17 protein-coding genes are annotated in these 21476 nt (G+C 59.8%); 4 read left to right on the top strand and 13 right to left on the bottom strand.

The window, feature by feature from the left end; translation table 11 throughout:
* Nucleotides 1-260: 260 nt before the first annotated feature.
* The 11 genes from ACNKU3_RS18200 to ACNKU3_RS18150 form a co-directional block, all read right to left on the bottom strand.
* A complete protein-coding gene (locus ACNKU3_RS18200) occupies nt 261-596 on the bottom strand; it encodes a hypothetical protein (protein ID WP_418260984.1) in 336 nt (111 codons plus the stop codon).
* Between the two features lie 1601 nt (nt 597-2197).
* A complete protein-coding gene (locus ACNKU3_RS18195; protein ID WP_418260983.1) occupies nt 2198-3067 on the bottom strand; it encodes a MaoC/PaaZ C-terminal domain-containing protein in 870 nt (289 codons plus the stop codon).
* 183 nt (nt 3068-3250) lie between these two features.
* Nucleotides 3251-4267 carry a PrsW family intramembrane metalloprotease gene (locus tag ACNKU3_RS18190; protein ID WP_418260982.1) on the bottom strand — a complete coding sequence of 339 codons (1017 nt, stop codon included), beginning with the start codon at nt 4265-4267 and terminating at the stop codon, nt 3251-3253.
* 76 nt (nt 4268-4343) lie between these two features.
* Complete coding sequence (locus tag ACNKU3_RS18185) at nt 4344-7319, bottom strand: YncE family protein (RefSeq protein ID WP_418260981.1); 2976 nt, start codon at nt 7317-7319, stop codon at nt 4344-4346.
* Between the two features lie 135 nt (nt 7320-7454).
* A complete protein-coding gene (locus tag ACNKU3_RS18180; protein ID WP_418260980.1) occupies nt 7455-8153 on the bottom strand; it encodes a hypothetical protein in 699 nt (232 codons plus the stop codon).
* 97 nt (nt 8154-8250) lie between these two features.
* The gene (locus ACNKU3_RS18175) at nt 8251-9018 is read right to left on the bottom strand and encodes an anti-sigma factor family protein (RefSeq protein ID WP_418260979.1); all 768 of its coding nucleotides are present in this window, start codon (nt 9016-9018) and stop codon (nt 8251-8253) included.
* A complete protein-coding gene (locus ACNKU3_RS18170) occupies nt 9015-9563 on the bottom strand; it encodes an RNA polymerase sigma factor (RefSeq protein ID WP_418260978.1) in 549 nt (182 codons plus the stop codon). Before ACNKU3_RS18170 ends, ACNKU3_RS18175 begins: the two co-directional genes overlap by 4 nt.
* A gap of 77 nt (nt 9564-9640) precedes the next feature.
* Nucleotides 9641-9937 carry an STAS domain-containing protein gene (locus tag ACNKU3_RS18165; protein WP_418260977.1) on the bottom strand — a complete coding sequence of 99 codons (297 nt, stop codon included), beginning with the start codon at nt 9935-9937 and terminating at the stop codon, nt 9641-9643.
* Nucleotides 9930-10343 (bottom strand): ATP-binding protein, encoded by a 414-nt coding sequence (locus ACNKU3_RS18160; RefSeq protein ID WP_418260976.1) that lies wholly within the window; start codon nt 10341-10343, stop codon nt 9930-9932. Before ACNKU3_RS18160 ends, ACNKU3_RS18165 begins: the two co-directional genes overlap by 8 nt.
* Before the next feature lie 22 nt (nt 10344-10365).
* Nucleotides 10366-11631, bottom strand: coding sequence for a PP2C family protein-serine/threonine phosphatase (locus ACNKU3_RS18155; RefSeq protein ID WP_418260975.1), 1266 nt, complete (start codon nt 11629-11631; stop codon nt 10366-10368).
* A 93-nt stretch (nt 11632-11724) separates the two neighbouring features.
* Nucleotides 11725-14889, bottom strand: a complete 3165-nt coding sequence (locus tag ACNKU3_RS18150) for a transglycosylase domain-containing protein (RefSeq protein WP_418260974.1) — start codon at nt 14887-14889, stop codon at nt 11725-11727.
* 390 nt (nt 14890-15279) lie between these two features.
* Between ACNKU3_RS18150 and ACNKU3_RS18145 the strand changes: the two genes are divergently transcribed.
* The 3 genes from ACNKU3_RS18145 to ACNKU3_RS18135 all read left to right on the top strand — a co-directional run bounded on the left by ACNKU3_RS18145 (nt 15280) and on the right by ACNKU3_RS18135 (nt 18031).
* Nucleotides 15280-15858: a glycine zipper 2TM domain-containing protein gene (locus tag ACNKU3_RS18145; RefSeq protein ID WP_418260973.1), complete on the top strand. Its 579-nt coding sequence runs from the start codon at nt 15280-15282 to the stop codon at nt 15856-15858.
* A 79-nt stretch (nt 15859-15937) separates the two neighbouring features.
* On the top strand, nt 15938-16636 hold the full coding sequence (locus ACNKU3_RS18140) for a DUF6515 family protein (protein WP_418260972.1): 699 nt from the start codon (nt 15938-15940) through the stop codon (nt 16634-16636).
* A 225-nt stretch (nt 16637-16861) separates the two neighbouring features.
* Entirely contained in the window at nt 16862-18031 is a 1170-nt protein-coding gene (locus ACNKU3_RS18135; RefSeq protein ID WP_418260971.1) for a hypothetical protein, read from the top strand.
* A gap of 84 nt (nt 18032-18115) precedes the next feature.
* On the opposite strand, the gene ACNKU3_RS18130 is transcribed toward ACNKU3_RS18135, so the two are convergent.
* A complete protein-coding gene (locus tag ACNKU3_RS18130) occupies nt 18116-18844 on the bottom strand; it encodes a hypothetical protein (RefSeq protein WP_418260970.1) in 729 nt (242 codons plus the stop codon).
* Nucleotides 18845-18977: 133 nt separating this feature from the next.
* Nucleotides 18978-20747 (bottom strand): tetratricopeptide repeat protein, encoded by a 1770-nt coding sequence (locus tag ACNKU3_RS18125; protein WP_418260969.1) that lies wholly within the window; start codon nt 20745-20747, stop codon nt 18978-18980.
* Between the two features lie 244 nt (nt 20748-20991).
* Between ACNKU3_RS18125 and ACNKU3_RS18120 the strand changes: the two genes are divergently transcribed.
* Nucleotides 20992-21384, top strand: a complete 393-nt coding sequence (locus tag ACNKU3_RS18120) for a hypothetical protein (RefSeq protein WP_418260968.1) — start codon at nt 20992-20994, stop codon at nt 21382-21384.
* Nucleotides 21385-21476: the final 92 nt, after the last annotated feature.

The following is a 21476-nucleotide window of genomic DNA, read 5'->3' as shown; positions in this document are numbered from 1 at the left end:
TAGCGGGTCCTTCCCAGGCTTTCACCATGCGGGGGCGCAGAGGCGCGGTTTTTCGCTAGAGACAGAAAGCCGGATTGCTGTTTGTTGTTTATGTTTGGTAGAAGTAAAACGGCCACTTTCGCCCACAAGCGGGCGGTGGAGCAATGGTATAAATTCCTCTTTCACCGCAAATTATAATGCCCATGTAGTTAGTTTGTTCGGGCTTTTTCATTTGCGAGTTGTGATGGCCCATACAACAGCCCATACAAGGGGATTGTGTGTTAGCTGCTAAATTTTGTGAAGCACTCAGAACCCATTGCCTTCATGAGGCTACAGTCCAAAACTCTTGTTTTTGAAGTGGGGTCTGCCGGAATCTGCACAACGTAGGACTGGCCATTATCACAAGCTACGTTCCAGTAAGCTGCATCATCTTTGTCGCTGCCCTGTAGGAATGTGCGAGTGACCTTACCGCAGGGCTTCCCGCTCTGAATCAACACGTTTAAAAAGATTTGTTCTTGTTCTGATGGGGGCTTTGATTCGAGAATATCACTTAATTGGTTTGCAGCGTTTGGCAGGCTGAAAGTTAGTAGGGCAATAAATGAGAGAAGATGCTTCATGTCCCGCTCCTTGTGGTTGCATATCCATTGACACCCCAGACAGTGTAGACCAGTGCTTCAGCGCCTGTTCAGATTATGAGTATCATCTATACTCAATAGCGATAAAATCTCAGATGGAAACCATGGAGGGCGAAGTATGCGAATCTTAATTCTTTCTTTGGTGATATTGTTTACCTGTAATCTCGCAATTGCCCACGGCGGGGGGTGCCGCAAAAGCTCACCTCCAGGCCAGTGTTGTCACATGGAAACAAAGACCGGAGAAGTGCACTGCCACAAGAAAGATTAGGGTAGTTCCTGCCCCCGGCTTCGATAATGGATCGAACCATGAAATTGGATAAGTAATTATTTTGAAGTAGTTCACATCTCAGTTTCATCTATAGATAGAGATATGCCGATGTCATATTTTAGATTTCAGGCTACGAACTACATTTTGGTATTTGGAAGCGTGGCACTTGGGATTCTACTGGAAGATTCAGGTGCCCCTAATTGGTTGTCTGTGGGGGTAATGTTTCTAGGAGTAGGACTCTTTATAGCCAATGCAATTGACTGGTTAAAGAAACCTCCTAATAACCACAATGACAACCCTTGATGTACCGAACTCTTACTCTGATGTCTTACCCACCAGCTTTAGATCTGTTTCTGACCCCGGTTCGCTAGCTTTAACGCATCGTCGGGATTAACCCCCGCCTCTTTGGCCTTGGCTAATATCTCCACGATTTGTGCCTCAGCTCTGGCTTTACTGCCAGCACCGAACAGTTGCAGTGGTTACATCCATAGAAGTCTCAAATGAGGTGGAGGTGGAGGCGGACGGTTTGTCCGCTTTCTATCATACCCCCTTTAGGGGCCTAGTAAGCCCACTTCTAGTAACGGCTGGCGGGCTCCGCAAAAGCTCTCTACTTGTTCGGATTCTCCGGGGTGTGGTTGTTCATCATTATAGGTTTGGGCAATCTCTTGAAATCGCTATTTATATTGAGTAAAAGAGCCCTTCAAATTTTTGAAATGTGACCCGGAATCGAACGAACAAGAAAAACCCAGTCCCGTAAGCCTGCTTGCAAGTAGCATTTTGCATGGGTCCTCCTGAGCCACCAGGCGCACGGGGGACTGGTAGCGCAGAAATCGAGAGTTTTTTGTCCATATGGGGGGGGTGGTTCGACGTGTGGTAGTAGCTGGCCCACAAAGGGGGAGCGGCTAAATTCGTGGATTGCCCGTAAGATTTTTTCAGGATCGAAACTAGGGTGATATTCAGGGTGAAAAAGCAAAAAGGGGGTATTTATGGGGGTACAGCATGTTACTTTAAAAACAAAATGGTCTATTAAACAGTTAGTTATGAGATAGATTCACCTCCTTCTGGGCCCACCATTTTTCATAAATTTCAATAAGTTAACCCCCCCACACCTCCCGACCATTCCGGGCGCATGGGTTACCTTGTTACCCCGGTCTCGAGCTACCAATTACAGCGAAAAACAAGAGAACCATGGTGTATGAGTTAACCGGAACGATCAAACTGAACGGGGACCCCAGGACTTTCGACAGCGGTTTCACCAGGCGGTAAACGGTGGTGATCAACGACATTCCGTCTGAGTAAATAAAGAGCCCTGGAATTATTTGTGGTAGAGAAAAACACCCCTTTCGAGCACGACCCGCTCCCCATTCGCCACCATCTGGAACACTGCTCCCTCGTCAGTGCGCCAGATAAAGGTATCGAGACTGTCACCGGGATAGACCGGCCTGGAGAAGCGGCCTTCCATATGACCGAATCGGGTGACATCTCCCTCACAAAGCCCTCGGAGCAGCGCGCGGCAGGCAAAGCCGTATGTACCAAGACCATAAAGAATGGGTTTTTCGAACCCATCGGCACGGGCGCGGGTTGGTTCGGTGCCATGGGGGTGACGATCGCCGGAGAGGCGGTAGATCAGCGACTGGTTCAGCCCAACGGGAAGGGTGATTTGTACATCCGGCTCGCGGTCCGGCTTGCTCCAGCCCGTCGCTCCCGACGGTCCCCGGGGGCCACCGAAATTACCCTTCCCCTGGGCAAAGATTCCCGAACAGGTTGAGCCGAGATACTCGTTGGTGTCGGCCAGGGTAATACGGGTCTCCTGGACCACCAGGGCGCCGGAACCCTTGTCGTATACCTGGCGCAGTATTGTGGAAAGATGCGCCTTGCCGCTCACCGGAAGCGGTCTGGCGAGAGTGACACTCTGTTCGCCATGCACCATACCGATCGGGCTGAGCCCGACTTTTTGCCACCCCAATAACTCCATCCAGTTGCTCTGCAGGCCCATGACGGTGGCAAAAGAGGGTATCACCTGTTGTGGGAGGCCCGGCGTGTTCTCGGTAGTAAATTGCAGTTCCTTGAGTGGATCGTCGAGACCGGCGCCAACACCGACAGCATAGAGTAAAGCGCGATCAGAGTCCCAGCTCCAGTAACCGTTGACCATCTCCTGGTCAATGAGGTGGTCATATTTGCTCATTGCGTTTTTCTTTATATTTGCAGACAAAGTAAGCTGGATTATATACAGCTTCATGACCCGCCAGAAATTGGAATGGCGCAAATGGGGCGGACCATCCGACGAGTTGCGGGGCGATGGGCAACAGCGGGGCTCCATTACCTGCGCAATTTGCATGATATCGTCGGCCAGCAGGGAACCCCGCTGCTATTTCTGCAGCACACTCATCTGCCACAGGTCCTTGCGCTCCATCAACAGGAATGGCCGCATCACGAGCAGGCCCGTCGAGCCGATGCTCTGCTCGAGATAGCGCAACTCCTGCATCTTGTTGCGAGTCTCGTCATCCAGGGGAATGTCGAGCCCGGCCTCGCGCGCCATCAGCACGCCCTTGGCCCTTATCGCCAGCTCGGTGTACACCCGCAGGTAGCAAAGCATATCCACCACCATCAGTCCGTCGAATTTTTCACGCAATTCGTGCAGGAATCGCCCGATGTGGGAATCGGAAAACTCCGCTGAATCGATTTGCGCGATGAGTTCGGCGTCCGCGTCAAAGTCCTTGCGCAACCAGCGGCTCATGGAAGCCTCGCCCTGGCGAAATGCGACAAGCAGGGCCAGGGGGATCAGCACCAGCGTGCCCAGCGTGGCCAGGATGGGCGTACCCGGGAAGTGGTTGAACAGCGAGTGAAACCCGACGGCAAGAAAGAATCCGGGCAGGAACAGAAGCGGGTTGATCCGCATGCGGCGCTCGGTCAGCACCTGCCCGAGCAGGCCGAACAGGGCCGCCGTGCCGCCGTGCATCACCGCCGTGCCGAAACCCCGGATGACCCACACCGCCAGGCTCGGGCCGGTGCCCCGCTGCAGGTAATAGAGGTTTTCAACCAGGGCGAAACCGGCGCCCACTGCGAAGCCGAGGATCGCGGAATCCACCAGAAAACCGATGCGGTGAGTGCGAAACAGGTAAATCACCACCAGCGCCTTGAGGGCTTCCTCGGTAACCGGGGCGACATAACGCGCGTAGCCAAGAAAACCGAGGCCCAGGGCTGGTTGCAGCCAGGCGTTGATGAAATAGCCGGCGATTGCCGCCAGCGCGCCGAAGGCGATCACCCAGACCACCGTACGCAGACGGATCAATTTGTAGCTGTCCATATAGACCAGGACCAGGAGGAACAACAATACTGGCAGCAGTCCTATCCCGGCCCGGTAAATGAGATCGAGCGCGACCAACGATGCGTCTCCACCACCTTGCCCGGCGAAGCGCCATCATGCCCGAGTTGTCACCCGGTACTCAAGCCGGCGGCGATCAGAGAATCTTCAGCGAGAACAACCACTCGTTGCCGGCCTTGTCGGAGTCCACGAAGCCCTGGCCGAAGCCCAGCGACAGTACCAGCGGCATGCGATGGGCAAAGGTGAAGCCGAAATCGACCTGCAAGCCGACGCTGCTGTAGGTCTGCTCATAGCGATCGTTGCCGATGTCGGTCACCAGTGCGCCGGCGAAGACCGCCGAGCGCATCCAGGAGAGATAGAAGCCGGGTTTGCCTACCTCCTCGAAATACAGCGGCGTGATATTCCATTCCAGCATGCTCCTGCCAAAGGTCTGCCCGGCGATCTCGTCGATGTCGAAACCGGGCATGCGCTCGTAATCGCGGTAGCGCTTCACCTCGCGGTCGTCGACATAGTTGTTGCCGAAGGCGCCGAAATACCAGTTGGCCAGCGTATTGTCGCGGTCGCCATCGATTGCGCCGGCGGCATTGTAGAGCCATATGGAAGAGTTGTGGATCGGCAACGCAAAGCCGAAATCAAAGCCGGCGTGAAATTTCGACGCGGCGCCGACGGAGGCGTCGTCCCTGGTCAGGCCGAGGTTCCAGATGTAGCCCTTTTCGTGGTCGACCGCGCCCAGGGACTTGGACGTGTGCTGCGATTCCAGGTCCAGGTTCGCGGAGAACAGTTTCTTGAAGTCCGCGTCGACATTCTGGTTACCGGGCACCGTATCCAGGCCATTGTACCACTCCACAGTAGCGTCCAGATCGATCTTGCCGGGGAAGCGCTTGCCGTAACCGAGGAGGTAGCCGTCGCCTTTCAGGCTGCGCTCGGTGGGACCGAACAGGTCGTAGAAATCGGCGTAGTTGTGCCAGTACTGCACCCGCCAGTCGAGCATCTGGTATTCGAGGTTGGCGTGGAACCACTGGTTGCCGTCATCCTCACCGTCCAGGCCAGCGCCAATATTCGCCGACAGCCTGTTGAACAGAATCGGGTCCGCCAGTTCCCAGTTCCAGCCCAACACCGTGCCACCCCGGTAGCCCTGGATAATCGGGTAACTGCTCAGGTTCATTTCCTTGAGGGGGTGGTAGGTCCCCTCGTGGGTGACCAGGCTCTGCAGCGGAACCCTGGCCGGCGAGCCCACTGCCCACTGCTTCACCTCCGGGTGCTTTTCCACCACTTCGGTACCGAGGAAGGTAATCGCACTGACATCCTGCAGCGGTTCGGGGTTGATGATCGACGGCACGAAGCCGGTGCCGGTGAACTCGTAGACCAGCAGCCTGCCATCGGCCAGGGGTATCGGCCGGAAGAAGCCGGTTTCGGCGTTGCTGACAACCTCGAGGTCGCCCGTCGCCAGTTCGTAGCGAAAGATGTTGGAAATGCCGGTGTAGTAGGAACTTCCATACAGGTAGCGACCGTCCGCCGTGAACACGAAACCCTCGGGAATTGCACTGCCAAAGCTGACGCTGGCCAGCGGCTCCGACTTGCCGTCGAGCAGCTCACGGGTCGCGTAGACCTGCAGGCGCTGGCTGCCGTCCAGTTTTTCCATCGACATGGAAATTCGGCTGCCGTCGGCGGAGACGTCCAGCTCGAAGGGCACCTCGCCGTAAGGCCAGGTATGCACCTGCCGCCACTCGGTATAAGGGGGCTCCAGGCGCACCAGGGTTACGTAGCCATTGAGGTGGCGCAGGCCCCAGAGGCTGCTGTCATTGCGGTTGAAGGCAAGGTCGCCGATACGGGCATCCCGGATCAGCATGCGCGCCTTGCCCGTTGCAAGGTCGAGCACCATGAGGTCGCGGATTTTCGTATTGTCGCCGGTGTAAAAAAACTGGCGGCGCTGCGGGTCGAATGCCGCCGAGGTCACCTGGTAGAGCATGGGCCCACTGATATCGACATAGCGCTGCAGGCTGCCATCGTCCAGCGACACCGCCCCCACGTGGGCAACCACACCGGGATAGCGGAAACCGCCGACCATGGCGTTTTGTTCCTGGTCGACAAACGAGCGCGAGATCGAGCCCAGTGTGTGTCGGGTGACAGGCTGGGCCGGTGTCAGCGGATGGGCGCGTACCTTTTCGAGATTCGCCCGCTGGAACTGGTGCTCCCAGGCAACCCACTCGTTCCAGGCGGTTTCCATGTCCTTGCCGAAGACCCGCCTGAACTGCTTCGCGTAGTAGCGCTCGCTGCCCTCGTCGCGCTTGATCCAGTCGATCACATGCTGCGGGCTGTAGGTATAGGCGAGGTAGCTGACAAACCGCGTTCCGTAGAGATAGGCGTTGGCGCCGACCTGGAAGTCCACGTGCGTTCCCTCGGCCACCAGGCCGAGGTTGCTGTAGAAATGCGCGTTGTCGCGCACCATGGCGCGGAACACCATCTCGTCATAGGCGCCCTGGGCGCGGCCGATGCCGCCGGACATCCAGGTCTCCTGGAACACCGCCACCCCCTCGGACAGCCAGCGCGGCGACACTGCGCGCGGGGTGGTCAGGTAGTGGTAGATGAGCGACTCCGGATGGGCGCTGTTGACCGCCACCTTACCGCCGAACAAGCGCCGCCAGAACGCGTCCGTGGAATTCCAGACATCGCCCTGCACCACGTGGACCAGTTCGTGATTCATCGCCGAGTAGAAGCGGTCGCTGCCGGGGAGGGTTTCGAATGCGTGGCTGGGCGGGGCCACGTCGAGCAGCACGATATTCACCGGCGAGGCGGTGGCGGCGGCGTTGCCGTAATCGGCGAAGTCTTTCAGCAGGATGAAAGTCTGCGGGTTCCAGGGAGCCCAGTCGAAGATCTTTTCCTGGAACGCCAGGGAATTGTGAAAACTGCGTGCCACGTGCGGCACGAGGTAGGTCTGCTGTGGATCGAAGTACAGTAACTGCAGGTCGCGGGTTTCCAGTGTGTTGAGCACCAGATCTTCCGCCACCGCGCCACGCCCCGCGAGTGCCAGCAGCATGGACGCGACAAGGACCAGCGACCGGCTACGATCGCCGCTCCCCTGCGACCCCTGGCACACACTGGCGTTGGGCATTCTCGGCTTCCGCGCTCTCCGGGCGCAGTCGACGGCCCAGTGGATGTGCACCCCCTGCGCACAATTGCCCATCCTACACAAAAAAAACCGCCTGCACAGGGCAGGCGGCTTGTGTTTTCGCTGCGCCCCGGAGGCTTAGCGCTTGATCATTCTTGCGTCCGTGGTCAGCGCCTTGAAGCGCTCGTCCGCCGCCAGGCTGCGGAAGCGCTCATCGCTGGCGAGCCGGATAAAACGCTCATCGCCCACCAGCCTGGCGAAGCGCTCGTCACTGATGAGCAGGCGGAAGCGCTCGTCGGCGGCCAGCATACGGAAGCGTTCGTCGCCAGCCAGCTTGTTGAAACGCTCATCCGTGGCGAGCTTCATCAAACGCTCGTCCGTGGCCAACGCCTTGAAGCGTTCGTCACTGGCCAGTCGAACCAAGCGCTCATCAGCTGACAGCGCGCGGAAGCGGTCGTCCGCGCTCAGTTTGATGAAGCGCTCGTCGGCTGCCAGGGCCAGGGCCAGGCGATCATCTGCCATCAACGTGCGGAAGCGCTCGTCGGACACCAGCTTCAGGAAGCCCTCGTCGGCGATAAGCTTCGCCACATCCTGGTTTTCGACCAGCAGCTGGAAGGCGTCGGTCTGCATGAACTGGGCGATACCCTCATCGCCGAGCACCACATCATCCGCAGTGAGTTGATTCTCCTGGTAACGCTGCGCCGGAGCGATGGTGCCGGTAATATCGTCACCGCTATCAACAGGATACTTATCGCCCACATACAGGGCAGCACCCGCCACGACTGCCAGCCCTGCAATCAGTCCCCAACCTTTCTTGCTACCTGCTTGTATCGCCATGTGACCTGCTCCCTGATGGCAAACGGGTGAACCCCGACTTGTCTTTCCAGTTATTACGCCCGCGCCGCAAAAAAGTTGGCGGGGCAGCGAAAAAAATTTACGGCGCCTCGATCGTCCCCTGGAAGATCTGCTCCGGTCCGTCGGAAATACTGAGCCCGATATTGGCCTCGGGGCGCTCGTCGGCACTCGGGGCTCTCAGTGACAGGGTGAAACGGTGTTCTCCCTGGCTGCGCAACGTGACCCGCCCCGCGTTGCCGGAAAGCAGCTCCACCCCCGCCTCGTCCCGGGCGAAACCGGCAAATTCCAGGCCGCTGGCCGCGAGGTCGATACTGATATCGACCGGCCCGCTGGAGTCCAGTGCAAACTCGAGGGTGCGGAGACTACTGCCGGCATGAGACAGCAGCGCCACGTCTGCGCTGACTCCGGACTGGTTCAGCCGCAACCGCTCCCCCGCCGGCAGGGGCGACTGTTTCGGGTCGTGGAGGAGACTGCCGACCATGTCGCTGACATCGTCCGGCAGCGGCTCGTGCTGCAGAATCCAGAACGCCCCCGCCGCCAGCATGATGGCGGCGGCGCAGCTTGCAAAAGGCAGGGCATTCACCGGTCGGCACCAGCGCGGCAAGGTCCAGCGGAAGCGGCGCCGGCGCACCAGCCTGACTTCGCTGGTAATGCGCTCGGCCAGCCCCGGCGGCGGATCGATGTCCGGGACGCTGGCCAGGCCCTGCGCGAGCTGTCGCAGTTCAAGGCGCTGCACCTGCAACTGCGGCTGCGCCGCAAGCAATGTCTCCAGCTCCGCCCGATCGTTGGGTGCGAGCTCGTTGTCGAGCTCGGCGTTGAGCAGCCAGGTGGCACGATCGACATTCATTCCCAGTTAACCCCATTGGCGACCAGCAGTTTTTTCAACTGCTGTCGGGCTATATATATCCTTGATTTAATTGTCTTTTCCGGCAATTCTAGAATCTCGCCTATCTGTTCGTAACTGCATTCCGAGAAGTGCCGCAATACCAGTACCACCCGGTATTCCTCGGGCAGGGCCATCAGGCTGGCCTGCGTTCGCCGGCTCAGCACGGCGGAGTCCACCTGCCGTTCCAGTTCGTCATCGCCGCCCCAGCTCTCCTCGTTGTAGGTGAGCGCCCGACTCGCGCCGTTCCGCTGGAACTGGCTGATCGACTCGTTGACGACGATCCGGTAAATCCAGCTGAAAAGCTTGTACTGCGCATCGTAGCTCTCCAGGTTTTCGAACACCTTCATGAAGGCGGTCTGGGTCGCATCCGCCGCATCCTCGCGATTGCCGAGTATGCGGTAAGCCGCATTGAAGACCGGGCGTTGATAGCGATCTACCAGCGCCTGCACCGCGTGCCTGTCACCGCAGCGACAACGCTCGACCAGTGCAGCGTCTTCAGCATTCATTACCGAATACCGCCGGCGCCGGCAAAAGTTGGTGCCTGTGGAAAATATTTTTTCACGGGAACGATGCCGGAGCCGGGTCAGCCCCCTGCGGGCTCGATGCTGAACAGCCGGTCGAATCCGGAATAACGGAAGATGTCGTTGATGTGGGGGCTGACATTGACCAGACGGATACCGCTGCCGCCAGCCATCAGCCGCTTATGGGTTTTAAGGAGCACGCCCAGGCCGGCACTGGAAATATACTCGAGTGCCTTCATATCGATCACGCACTCACCGCCCACCTCATCGAGGAAGGCCTGCGCCCGCTCCGCTTGCGCTGCATCGAGGCGCCCGGCGACAGCCACCTGGCCCAGATCGTTGGTCTCAATATCAAACATCGGCGGGGCACACTCTCTTGGTGATGGTCACCTTGCTCTGGCGGTCGTAGTACTCGTACTTGATGGAATCGACCATCTTGTGGATCAGGTACAGCCCCAGCCCGCCGGCATCGCGTTCGGTAGCGGGCGCGTAAATGTCCACCTCCACCGGCTGCGAGGGGTCGAAGCGCTCGACGTCGAAGTCGGTCAGGCTCACCTCGACACCACTGTCGATCTGGCGGATGTCCAGGGCGATATCGCGGGTTGCACCGCGGTTGTACTTGACCATGTTGACGAACAGTTCTTCGATCACGAGGTCCACGGTGTGCAGCAGCGAGGCGTCAATGCCATTCTCGGTAAAACTGCGGGCGGTATCCGCCACGATACTTTCCAGCGAATCGAGACTCCTGGGGTAGGACGTCGTCATTCTTCACCGCTCCACACAGAAATTACTGCACCAGCCGCTTTAACAACACCAGGGTAATGTCGTCCGCCTGTGCCGCGCCGTTGCCGAAGGCTTGCGCCTCCTCCAGCAGAACCTCGCACAATTCCGACATCGGCAGATTCTGACACCGCGCCAGAATGTCGGCAACACGCGCCTCGCCGAAAAGCTGTCCCTCGGAATTGGCGTATTCATAAAGGCCATCCGAAATCAGGGCGACGATATCCCCCGGCGATAGCGCCAGCAGATCCGTCGGCCCAACCTCGTCGATGTCCAGGATACCCACCGGGAAAGTCGTCGGCTGATGCCACTCGGCGCGCTGTTCGCCGGCATGATAATGCAGTATGGGACCCTGGCCGGCTGACAGGTAATGCAGTTCATGGCTGCCCGGATCGAGAAAACCCATGAATGCGGTGATGAAACGATCGGCGGGGAGGTCCTCCGCCAGCTGGTTGTTGACGTGGCGGTAGGCCTCGCCGAGACCGGCGCCGCAGCGGAAGGCCACGCGCATCATCGCCTGCATCTGTGTGGCGGACAGCGCCGGGCCGAAGCCGTGGCCGGTAGCATCGCCCAGTAGCACGAACAGCCTGTCGTCCAGCACCACCAGATCGAACAGGTCTCCACCCGCGTAGCTTGCCGGCAGGAAATGGCCGTGGGCCTCATAACCCGCCAGTTCGGGCATCTGCGTCGGCAGGGTACTGCGCTGGATTTCCCTGGCCACTTCCACCTCCCGCTCCAGCCGCTCGCTGCGCTCCACCCTGTCGGCGAGCCGCACATGCTGCAGCGCAAGTGCACACTGTGCGGCCAGAATGGTCGCCAGAGTTTCGGACTTGTCGTCGTAGCCAGCGAGTTGCTCGTCAAGAAACTGCAGCACCCCAATCAGCGCACCGTCCCGGGCGATCAGGGGTACATTGAGCATGGATCGGGTGGTAAAACCCACCGCGTTATCGATGGAGCCGCGGAACCGCGGGTCCAAGGCGGCATCCAGCACGTTGATGATCCTGCGTTCGGCCGCGCACAGGCCACACAGTCCCAGGCCTTCAGGCACGCGCAGGGGCGGTTCCAGCACCGGCAGCGCGCTGACCAGTTCCCGGGTATCCGGCTCGTAGAGCCACAATGCCCCCATCTCCGCATCGAGGAGTTGCATGCCTGTCTGCAGCACTTGTTCAAGCAGTCTGTCGAGATCGAAGTTCGCCGCGAGCAGGCGGGTCATGTCGAGCACACGCAAGACGTCGTCCATACGAATGCCCGTGGTGTTTTCTTCTACGCTCATTGGCGATTATCCCCAGTCCCGGCAATGGCCCTGCCAAGCGCAGCGCTCGCCATCGCAATTTGCCGCACCCCGCACCAGGCGCATCCTCCAGGATTATCTCACGTATTCTATGGCGGCGTGCTCACCGACAACCGCCTGCCCACCGCTTGCCGGTGTATCGATCAACGGGCCCAGCACCGGCAGTAGCGCACCGAGCAACCTCACCGGCAAGCCACTGGTAAACCGGTAGCTGGCTGCCTCCTGCCCTGGCACAAACGCCGTTATTGTCCCGAAGAACCGGTCATCGATCTGGAACACAAAGGTCGCCACACGGTTGACCACCCGCGACTCGATCAACTGCCCGCGGCCTGCATATACCTCAAACCGGTGATCGCCCGTTCCCGTCTTGCCACCGATTATCCGGCGCGACCCATCCGGTCGTTCGAGCTTGCCGACCAGCGAGCGCGCCGTCCCATTATCGACCACATCGATCAGCGCCGCCCGAGCCGTGCGCGCCACCTCCGGCCGCATGACCTGTATCGGCGCATCCGCGGGCAGATCGTAGGAGGTCTCGTAAGGCGTACCCTCGGCAAACTTCAGATAGTCGATCAGCCGCAATCGATGCTGCGTCCCACCCGCAATAATTATCCCCATCAGTTGCGCCAGCGCCGCCGGCCGATCACCAGAACTGCCGATCGAGCTGGCGAGCGACGGAGTCAATGAGGCGAAGGGGTAACCCAACCGCGACCAGGCCTGCTGGATTTGCTGGAACGCCTCGATTTCCAGCAGATCGAGTATCCGGCGGTTCTGCGCCTGGCGCCGCTTCGACTTCAGCAGCCAGTTGTAGACTTCCTGGCGCACTTCCGCGCCCGCGTCCTGCACCTCTCCGAGGCTGGCGTCGGGATGCACGCCCAGATAGCCGATCAGCCACAACTCCAGCGGATGTGTGCGGGCCAGGTAGCCGCGGTCGTTGAGGTTGAAGTCCTCGGGGCCGTAGCGCTCGTAAAGGCTTTCTGTTTCCGCGCTGGTCAGGGCCGGTTCGGGCGCGTACACCGCGAGCCACTGCGCCAGTTGCTCCGGGGAATAAATCACGCCCGTCGAACGCAGGATGACCGTCAGCGCCCGCGGTGAGACACGCATGCCTTCGAGCTTGATGCGCACGGCCTCTTCGGCAGTCTTTCCTTTATAGCGGGAGTAGAAACGCGAGAGAAACACCCTGCCCTCCTTCTCCGCAAAGCGGCGCAGGTAGTCCGCGCGTTGCGGGTTATCGGCCTCCTCGAGCAGCCGCGCCTTGGTATCCGGCGCGCGGTACAGCAGGTGGTCGACGATTTCCCGCATCATCCGGATAAACACCAGGTTGACGGACCGCCGCAGAGCCTCCTCGACACTCAACACCTTGTTGTTGTCGGTCGCGTCGAAATTGGCGAACTGGTGCAGCCCACCCCCGGTGTAGAAAGACGCCGCCGGACTGGCGGAATACTTTCTCTGCATGGCCGCGGCCAGGGTTGTGTCCAGATCGGCGGACGGGTTCGCCCGCAGGAAGTCCGCCACCCATTGCGACAACCTGTCCTTCGGATGAATCGCAGCATCCCCATCGGGGGTTCCCCTTTCGGCAAGCGCACTGTCGCGTGCGTCGGCGATGAGTTCCAGCCAGGTGATCAGCGTGCGCAGTTTCGCTGTCGAGCCGAGGTCGAGCCGGGCGCCTGCGTTGATATCGAGCGGTTCGTTGAGATTGTCGGCATTCACCCGCAGGAATTGGCCGACCGGGGTCTGCTCGTAAAGTACCATGCTGTAGATAACTCGCGAGGGATCAGCGCCGCTCAGCAAGCGCTCACCGGTGAGCCCGAGTTCCTCGACGCGCTCGCGCGAACCGAGTTCGCCGAGAAAGCCGGTAACCGCCTCCTGCACCTGTGCGTGCAGCGCGGTATGTGCCGAAAGGTCGAGGCGATCGAGTTCGTACAGGCTGTTCAGCCCCAGCATCGAGCGCAGCCGGTTGCGGCCCAGGTTGACGCCCTTGCGGTTCACGAAATCTTGTCGGGGCGCCGGCGCTGCCCGCATGTTCCTGGTCAAAGGCGCGACGATAGCCGCGTCGCGCAGGGCTGCCGGGATCACCCCCTCCGCGGCCATGCGCCGCAGGTAACTGTTGCTGAAGTCCTCCAGCGCGGCCTGGTTGGAGCCGAGGTAGTACGATGGCCGGCGCACCGAGAGGATCAGGCTCAGGACCTGCTTGAAGTAGATCCCGCGCGTTTCCGTCGGCTCGGACGGATCGCTCAACACGCGGTTGACCTCGGCAAAATCGCTGCCGTACCAGGCCGCCAGCCCGTCGCCGAGCCCGTTTACCTCGCCGAAACCCGCCTGGGCGGAAAGGGGCAGCGCGTTGAGGTAATCGACTGCCAGGCGTTCGCGCGCCCCGGTGGTATCGGCCCCCTGTGCGTACACTCGCAAGGTCGCCGAGAGCATCTGGCGCAGTTTTTCAGTGCTGTCCGAGGTCATTCCGTCCGGTGAGTGGCGGATCTTCTCGAGCTGGGTCGCCACGGTGCTGGCGCCGATCGAGCGCCGGTCGTCCTGCTTCGCCTTCTTCAGCACCTGCACACCCACGGCCTTGAACAGGCGGTCCCAGTCGACCACCGGGTTCTGGAAGGGCTGGTCCGGCTGCAGCAGCTGGCGATCCTCCACGTACTGCAACGCCGTCAGCACCAGCGACGGCACCTGGGTGAAGTCCGTATAGACACGGGTCGGATAGCGTTTTTCGTAGATGACGACGTCCTGCATATCGCGCAATTGCAACCCGGCCTGGCTCTTCTCGTCGTAGATTGTGTACAGGCCCTGTTCCTTCAGGGCCTTCATACGTGGCGAGTTTCGCGCCTGGCTCGACACTGCGTAGCCCGCCTGCTCCAGCTTTTCGCGGAAGGCCGGCAGGGCGGTATAGCCGAGCCGCTGGTCGTAGGGGCCCTGATCCGCCACCAGGGGTTCCTGCGCAGGACCCTCCCTGACCTTGAACTCGATGCTCCGGGCGAACTCGGCCAGCCAGTGGGCGATACCGCGGTTGGAAGACAGCTCGTCGACGATAAAAGCGGCGAATACCAGCAGGCACAGGCCCAGCACGGTGGAAAAAATGCGCAGCAGGCTGATCCGTCGGCGCGGCTTCCGGGGAACACCCCCTGGAGGAGACTCTACCGCGCGGGGCGTCCTGATCGGCTCCAGCACGGGGAATTCGCCGATCTCGACCACCTCACGACGGCGGCGGGGAGCGGGCTTGGCTTTCGAGAAGAGGCCCATGCAGGGTCGGCACCGTGAAAACGGAAAGATACCGCCCATTCTAGACCGGCAGGTACCGGGCGCGTAAACAGGACATTTTGCGCATTTCCTCGTGGCTGGCGTAGCCGGGGAATCGCCCGCGCATTACCAGCATGCGCAGCACGCCACTCGCCGGGCTCTTCCTGACCTGGCTGGGACTTCTGGGGGTTGTGCGGCGCCGAGTTCGCGCCTGAGCGAGGCACCGAAGACGCGCGGGGCGGCTTGACGACTCAGTTCAGCTTGCCCCTGTCCGTGCCGGTTCTATGTAGACAATCCCGAACTGTTCTATCCTGATTGAGCAACTATTGACGCAGATCATTTCGCCATTACGTCAAAAAGGCCAAATTAGGCTTTGCTTTGAAGGACGAACCCATGCTCCCGACCTGTGGCTGTCGCAACGTGATCTATACGCGCCTGGCGCTCTCATTGCTGGCCTGCCTGCTGGTGATCAGCTGCACGTCCCCCACCTACCCGGCCCGGACGGTACCAGCACCCGCGCCTGCACCCACCCAGCTGGAAGCCACAAAGATCTATTTTTACCCCACCCGGGGCCAGAGCGAGGAACAGCAGGACAAGGACCGGTACGAGTGTTACCTGTGGGCCGTAAAGCAGTCGGGGTTTGATCCGTCGGTTGCCCAACTGGCCCCGCACCAGCGCGTCGAGGTAGTGCCGGAGCCGCCGCCGGGAACCGGCACAGCCGCGGGAGCGGTTACCGGCGCCATAGCCGGCTCCATTCTGGCCGGTCACGGCAGCCGCGAGGAAGGCGCCATCCTGGGTGCCATTGCGGGAGCCATGATCGGTACTGCCGCGGACGCCAGCCGGCAGGCGCAGGCAGAGAAAATGACCGAGCAGGTGAACTACGAGAAATACGCCCGTGTCGATATGCTGGCGAGGGATTATCGTCGGGCCATGACGGCCTGCCTCGAAGGCAAGGGTTACGTCGTCCGATGATGATCGGCCAATGGTTTCAGAATATCGGATAGATGCCATGAAACAGTTGTTTATCTCAGGAAGGACCGCGGTAGCAGCATTGACTGCCGCATTGCTCCTTTACACCCCGTACAACCAGGCTGATCCCGGCGGCGCGTCCCCGGGGAAAAACAACAATCCGGGTGCAGTTCACAACAGGCCACCCCCGGCCCAGACGCGCCAGAAGCCACCCGGCGATTTCTACCGCTACGACGATCGTTTTCACCACAATCGTTATTATCCACGTCCCGGGTATGTCGCTCCATACATCCCCGGTCACTACCAGCGCATCGTTTACCACGATGTCCCCTATTTCTATCTCAGTGGCATCTGGTATCGCTCTGCCGGCGCCCAGTTCCAGGTCATCGCACCGCCCATCGGCATCTTCGTGCCGATCCTCCCACCCTACTACACGACTATCTGGCTGGGTGGCGCTACCTACTATTACGCTAACGACGTCTACTATGTCTGGCGGCCCCAGAGTAACGGGTACCAGGTGGTGCAAGCGCCCGCCGGGGCCGAGTCACAGCAACTGCCGACGGTGAGCGACGAATTGTTCGTCTACCCGAAAAAAGGCCAGAGCGAAGAGCAGATCACCGAGGACCGCTACCAGTGCCACGTCTGGAGCCGCAATCAGACCCAATACGACCCCACGCAGCCGCCCACTAACCTCAGCGCGGCCGAGGCCAGCCAGAAGCGTGATGACTACCAGCGCGCCATGCGAGCCTGCCTGGAAGGCAAGGACTACAGTGTGCGATAGGGGATTCCCCGAAGCAGGCCCGGCAACCCGATAAGACAGGCCACAACATAAAATAGCCACTTGTCACTTGTTACCCGGGTCCCACAGATTTATCGACCACACTCTGGCGAATACAGGAAGCACATCCCCTTCGGGCAACCTGGTTTCCGGCCAATGAACTATGGTTAGCTACGAACACTCCACCGAAATTACTGCTTCCGCTGTGATATCCGGAGAAGGAACTTGATGAAGCTTTCCCTCACACCGCTGAAAATATTTTGTATCCTTGTTTTGCTTGCGCTCTCCGCCCTTGCCCTGACTGGCGGCGTCGACAAGCTGGCAAACGGGAATCTCGACGGGGCACTGGCGACAACCGGTGCGATCTACGCAACCGCCAGAGGCATCAATGCCCTGGTCTCTGTTCTCCAGGGAACCGAACTCGACCTCCCTTTCGTTACTTTCGCGATTGGCGAGGTTCTCGACCCGGTCAATGACCTGATCGAACGCTTTTCAACGGTCGTGCTATTCGCACTTGGTGCAATCGCCGCCCAGAAGGTGCTGCTACTACTGGTTTCCAGCAGCATCTTTAACTACGTGTTTAGCGGCATAGCCGTCCTGACCGGCCTTGGAATAGTCACCCTGCAAGCCCGCACATTCGCGCCTCTACTGAAAACCTTCCTGATCGTCGCGTTTGTACGATTCGCACTCGGCCTTGTCGTTATTGCCAATAGCTGGGTTGACGCTGCACTCCTTGACCCCATCGACAAGCAACGCCATGAATCGATGCAGACCTTTGAAAGCGATTTGCGAACGGTCAAGGATATCGCCACAAACCAATCAGACTTTTCTGAACTGGCTAAACGTACTCAAGGGCAAATAGACGCGCTAAATGCGCTTATCGAAACCGGCGCCGGGAAACTCAGCGATAAGGAACTGGAAATTTCCGATGCCCGCGCTCGACTCGCGCAGCAACTCGAAGGTGAGGACACGGTATGCCGCTTCTCTGTGAAGGCGCCCGTCGCATCTCCGACCTGTTCTGACACTACCAAAAGCCATTTTCAGGAACTGAGGATGCGGGAGCAGGAAAAGGTGGATATTGAGGAGCGCATAACTGGTTATCAGGAAAAACTGGAAGACCAACGCGCCAATCTTGAGTGTATCAACAAGCGTACCCGGGGTGAGGCTTGCACTGTGTGGGACCGCATCCCGGACGCACCCGATATCGGTGTAATCCAGAGCAAGCTCAATGGCCTGGATAGCAAACTGGATGATTTCACCGAGAACGCGTGGCTATTGCTGATTTCAGTTCTGCTGAAATCAGTTGCGATCCCACTCCTGTTTTTTTACGCCTTGCTCAGGTGCACTGGGATGATCTGGAGAACCGACTTTGAAAAATTACTGGGCAATCCTGCTTAAGTCTCCTTACATTCAATAACAACCTTCTGTCCAAAAGGGCTGAAATCAGTCGAGTCTCCGTTGCTCTCCCCGGCAACTGTGCGGCTAACGGGCCGGGCGTAACCGGCGTAGCGTACTGCGCCGCAATGCCTGCCAGGTCAGCACCACCCCGGAGATCGCAAAAGCGGCACCCAGCACAGCGAAGACCAGCAACAGTTTGTTATTGAAGTCCTCCCCGCCGCGGTAATCCATGATGTGCAGCCGCCACATGGCGTCGTACAGCACCCACAGGTCGTTGCGCACGGTGAGGTAGCGCCCGGTCGCGCCATCGAAGTAGAGCCGGGTATTGAAGGCGTCGTCGAAGTTGGCCTGCCAGACGCCGGTGCGGCCATAGAGCTCATCGACCAGTCCCAGGACCCGGTAGCGGGTATCGTCGACATACTGCGTTGTGCTGTGGTGGCCGTGTCCAGTGTAAATCGAGGAAGCGTAGGCGGTAATCTGCTCAGCTGATGGGCCGGGCGCCTCCCGGCCATCCGCGGCGGACAGCCATAGGGTTTTCTCTTCGCCCTCAACCATCACGAGATCACCCTGGGCGCTTGAGGTGGCCTCCACCCGCAATACCGGTCCAGCGGCTGCGGCTGCGGGCTGTTCGAGAAGGCCAGGCCAATTCGCGGGCAGCGCAGTCTTCCCCGGCGGCGACACCAGCGCGCCGCCTTTCACCAGCGAGTCGAAGGGGAGCGCAGCGAAGACCAGGCCGCCCAGTATCCACAGGGAAACCTGAATAAATACGATGTAGGACAGCCAGCGGTGGACTTTGCGGGCAATTCTCAGCATCTGAACCGAATCTCCATGCGCGTTGTGTCGTGGACGACGGGTTGCCGAACTGTCCGGAACCGGGCTGGCTACACGCTATTCAATTCGGCAACACTGGCGGCCTGAGCATACCAGAACCGCGAAGCAAGAAGATTTAACTGCCGCACCCATCCTTCCACGGGATGTTCAAGCGCCGCAGAACCGCCGGCCACCGGGAATCCCCGTGCAACGGCCGCAACCACGTGCTCGCGAGTATCTGCACGAGACCGTTGTCGTGCAGTTTGCAGGCAAGGTCCAGGTAAACAAATGCCCTGTCGTAGTCTCCTCGCACGCAATGGATCTCGGCGATCTGGAAGGGCGCCTCATCTTCATTGGCCTCGACCAGCGCGGCAAAGCGGGCGTCGGCCTCCGCGGTGCGTTGCAGGTGGTAGAGACACATCACCATGGAGAAGTCGTGCCAGAACCCCTCGGGTTCCAGCAGGGCTCTCTCGTAGGCAGCGCCATATTGCTGCTGGCACAGCAGGATGTTCACCAGAATCGTATTCAATACGACGCGCCGGGGATTCAGGTCCAGCGCCTTGTGAATGATTGCGCTGGCCTCAGCGTATGAACCCAGGGCCAGGTAAGTATTGGCCAACCAGATGTGACCGGTCATGTTCAGCGGGTCGCTGGCGACAGCCTGCTTGAAGTAGGCCACCGCCTTCGGGAAATCTCCCAGGGTCCGCGCCAGGTTGCCCGCATTCAGCGCGGCCCCGGAATGGCCCGGCGCCAGCTGCAACGCCCGCTCGATGGCCACCCCGGCCCGCGCCCAGTCGCAGCTGAAGGCAATGCACAGGTTGGCCTTGCAGGTGTGCGCCTCCGCCAGTGACTCGTCGAGCGAGAGCGCCCGCTCGCAGGCAGCGTCCGCCAGGACCATGGCCTCGGCCCGCGGCACCATGCCGTAGCTGGTCAGGTACCAGTAGGTATCTGCAAGGCTGACCCACGCCGGCGCATAGTCGGGGTCCAGCTGCGTGACCTCGCGAAATACGGCCAGTGCCCTGGGCAGTTTGTCCACCTCGCCCGACCGCAGCAGGTAGACGCCCTGCAGATACAGTGAGTAGGCATCGACGCTGGTTTCCCGCACCCTGCCAGCCACACCCAACAGGCTGCGCTTCATTTCCTCCGCCACGCCGGCGGCTATTGCGTCCTGTATGGCGAAAATATCCTGCAGCTCGCACTGGAAGTTTTTCGACCACAGGTGGAAACCGTCGTCGGCCTTGATCAGCTGTGCGGTCACCCGGATAAGGTCACCGGACAGTCGCAGTGACCCCTCCAGCACATGCGACACGCCCAGTGCATGCCCGACCTTGCGCAGGTCATCGTTGACGCCCTTGAATGCGAAAGACGATGTCCGGCCAACGACCCTGAAATCCGGTATCTGCACCAGTGAGTTGATAATCTCCTCGGAGATTCCATCGGACAGATACTCGTTGCCGGGATCGTTGCTGAGGTTGACGAAAGGCAGCACAGCAATGGAACTGTCTTCGCCGGGCTCGGCAGGGGGCAAACCGGGAGCGATGCTGGCGCTTGCGGATGCCGCCACCGGCGCTATCAGCATGTAGCCGATGCCGGGTACCGTCTTGATATATTCCGGCCTGGCGGCATCGTCTTCCAGCGCCGTGCGCAGCAGCGATATCGCGCGCGACAGGGCCTCGTCGTTGACCACCCGGCCCCGCCAGACCACATTGAAAAAATCCCCGCGCTGGATCACCTGGCCCTGGCGCTCACAGAGAAATACCAGGGTTTGCATCAGGCGGTTCTCGAGACGCTTTTCACTACCCTCCCGGCTGATCACATTGCGATTCGGGTCCACCCGCCAGCATCCGAGACCGAAAGTGGACGCGGCGTGGCTCGAAGCAATGCTTGTATCGGTTGATGAGGGCATCGATCAACTGTCCTGATCAAGCTTTGGCGGCAGCGCAGATCGGGTCAGGCAATCCTGAATGACCTTAACTTGCTGTTATTTATAGTAAACATAGTCCGTAAGGTTGCGTAAGACAACATATTGAATCCATCAGGCGGGCGCTGCTGGAAGCCACTATCGTATCTATCGACAGGGATCGGCAATGCGAACTGGCCGCCAGGGACCTGGCGTTATCACGCAAACCACGGCGAGAGGAGTACTGAACATGATTTGCAAGAGAGCAACCCTGGCATCACTCTTTGGCCTGGCACTGGGCCTGAGCCCGAGCGGCTACGCCGCCTGTACAGCGCCGCAGATGACCGGCTTCTGGGAGCTGGCCTTTTCCGACGGCAATTCCTGCCGCCTGAAGCTGAACAGCAACGGCACGATCAATGCCGGCGTGAGTACCTGTTACGACCCCGATCGCGGGAGCACCACACCCGATTCCGGCCAGATCAAAACCGCCGCGAATTGTTTCGCGGAGGGAGAACTGGTAGTAGAGGGTTTCAGTATCGAGCTCCCGGTGCAATTCTCCCAGGATCGCGGCACCGCCGCGGGCAGGTACCGGGTCAGCGCCAACGGCGTCAAGGGCAGCGTGGTGATGGTGAGGGTTCCATAAATCGTAAGTGGACCACTGTCGGGTGAGTTCAGTCGCCGTGGAAAAAGACCTGCGGGCCATCGCTATGACCCGCAGGCTTCAACCAGGTAGAT

This window comes from Haliea sp. E17, from assembly GCF_048323675.1.
Taxonomy (GTDB): domain Bacteria; phylum Pseudomonadota; class Gammaproteobacteria; order Pseudomonadales; family Halieaceae; genus Mangrovimicrobium.
Note: the sequence above shows the minus strand (reverse complement) of the source record. Positions and strands in the feature narration are given on the sequence as shown.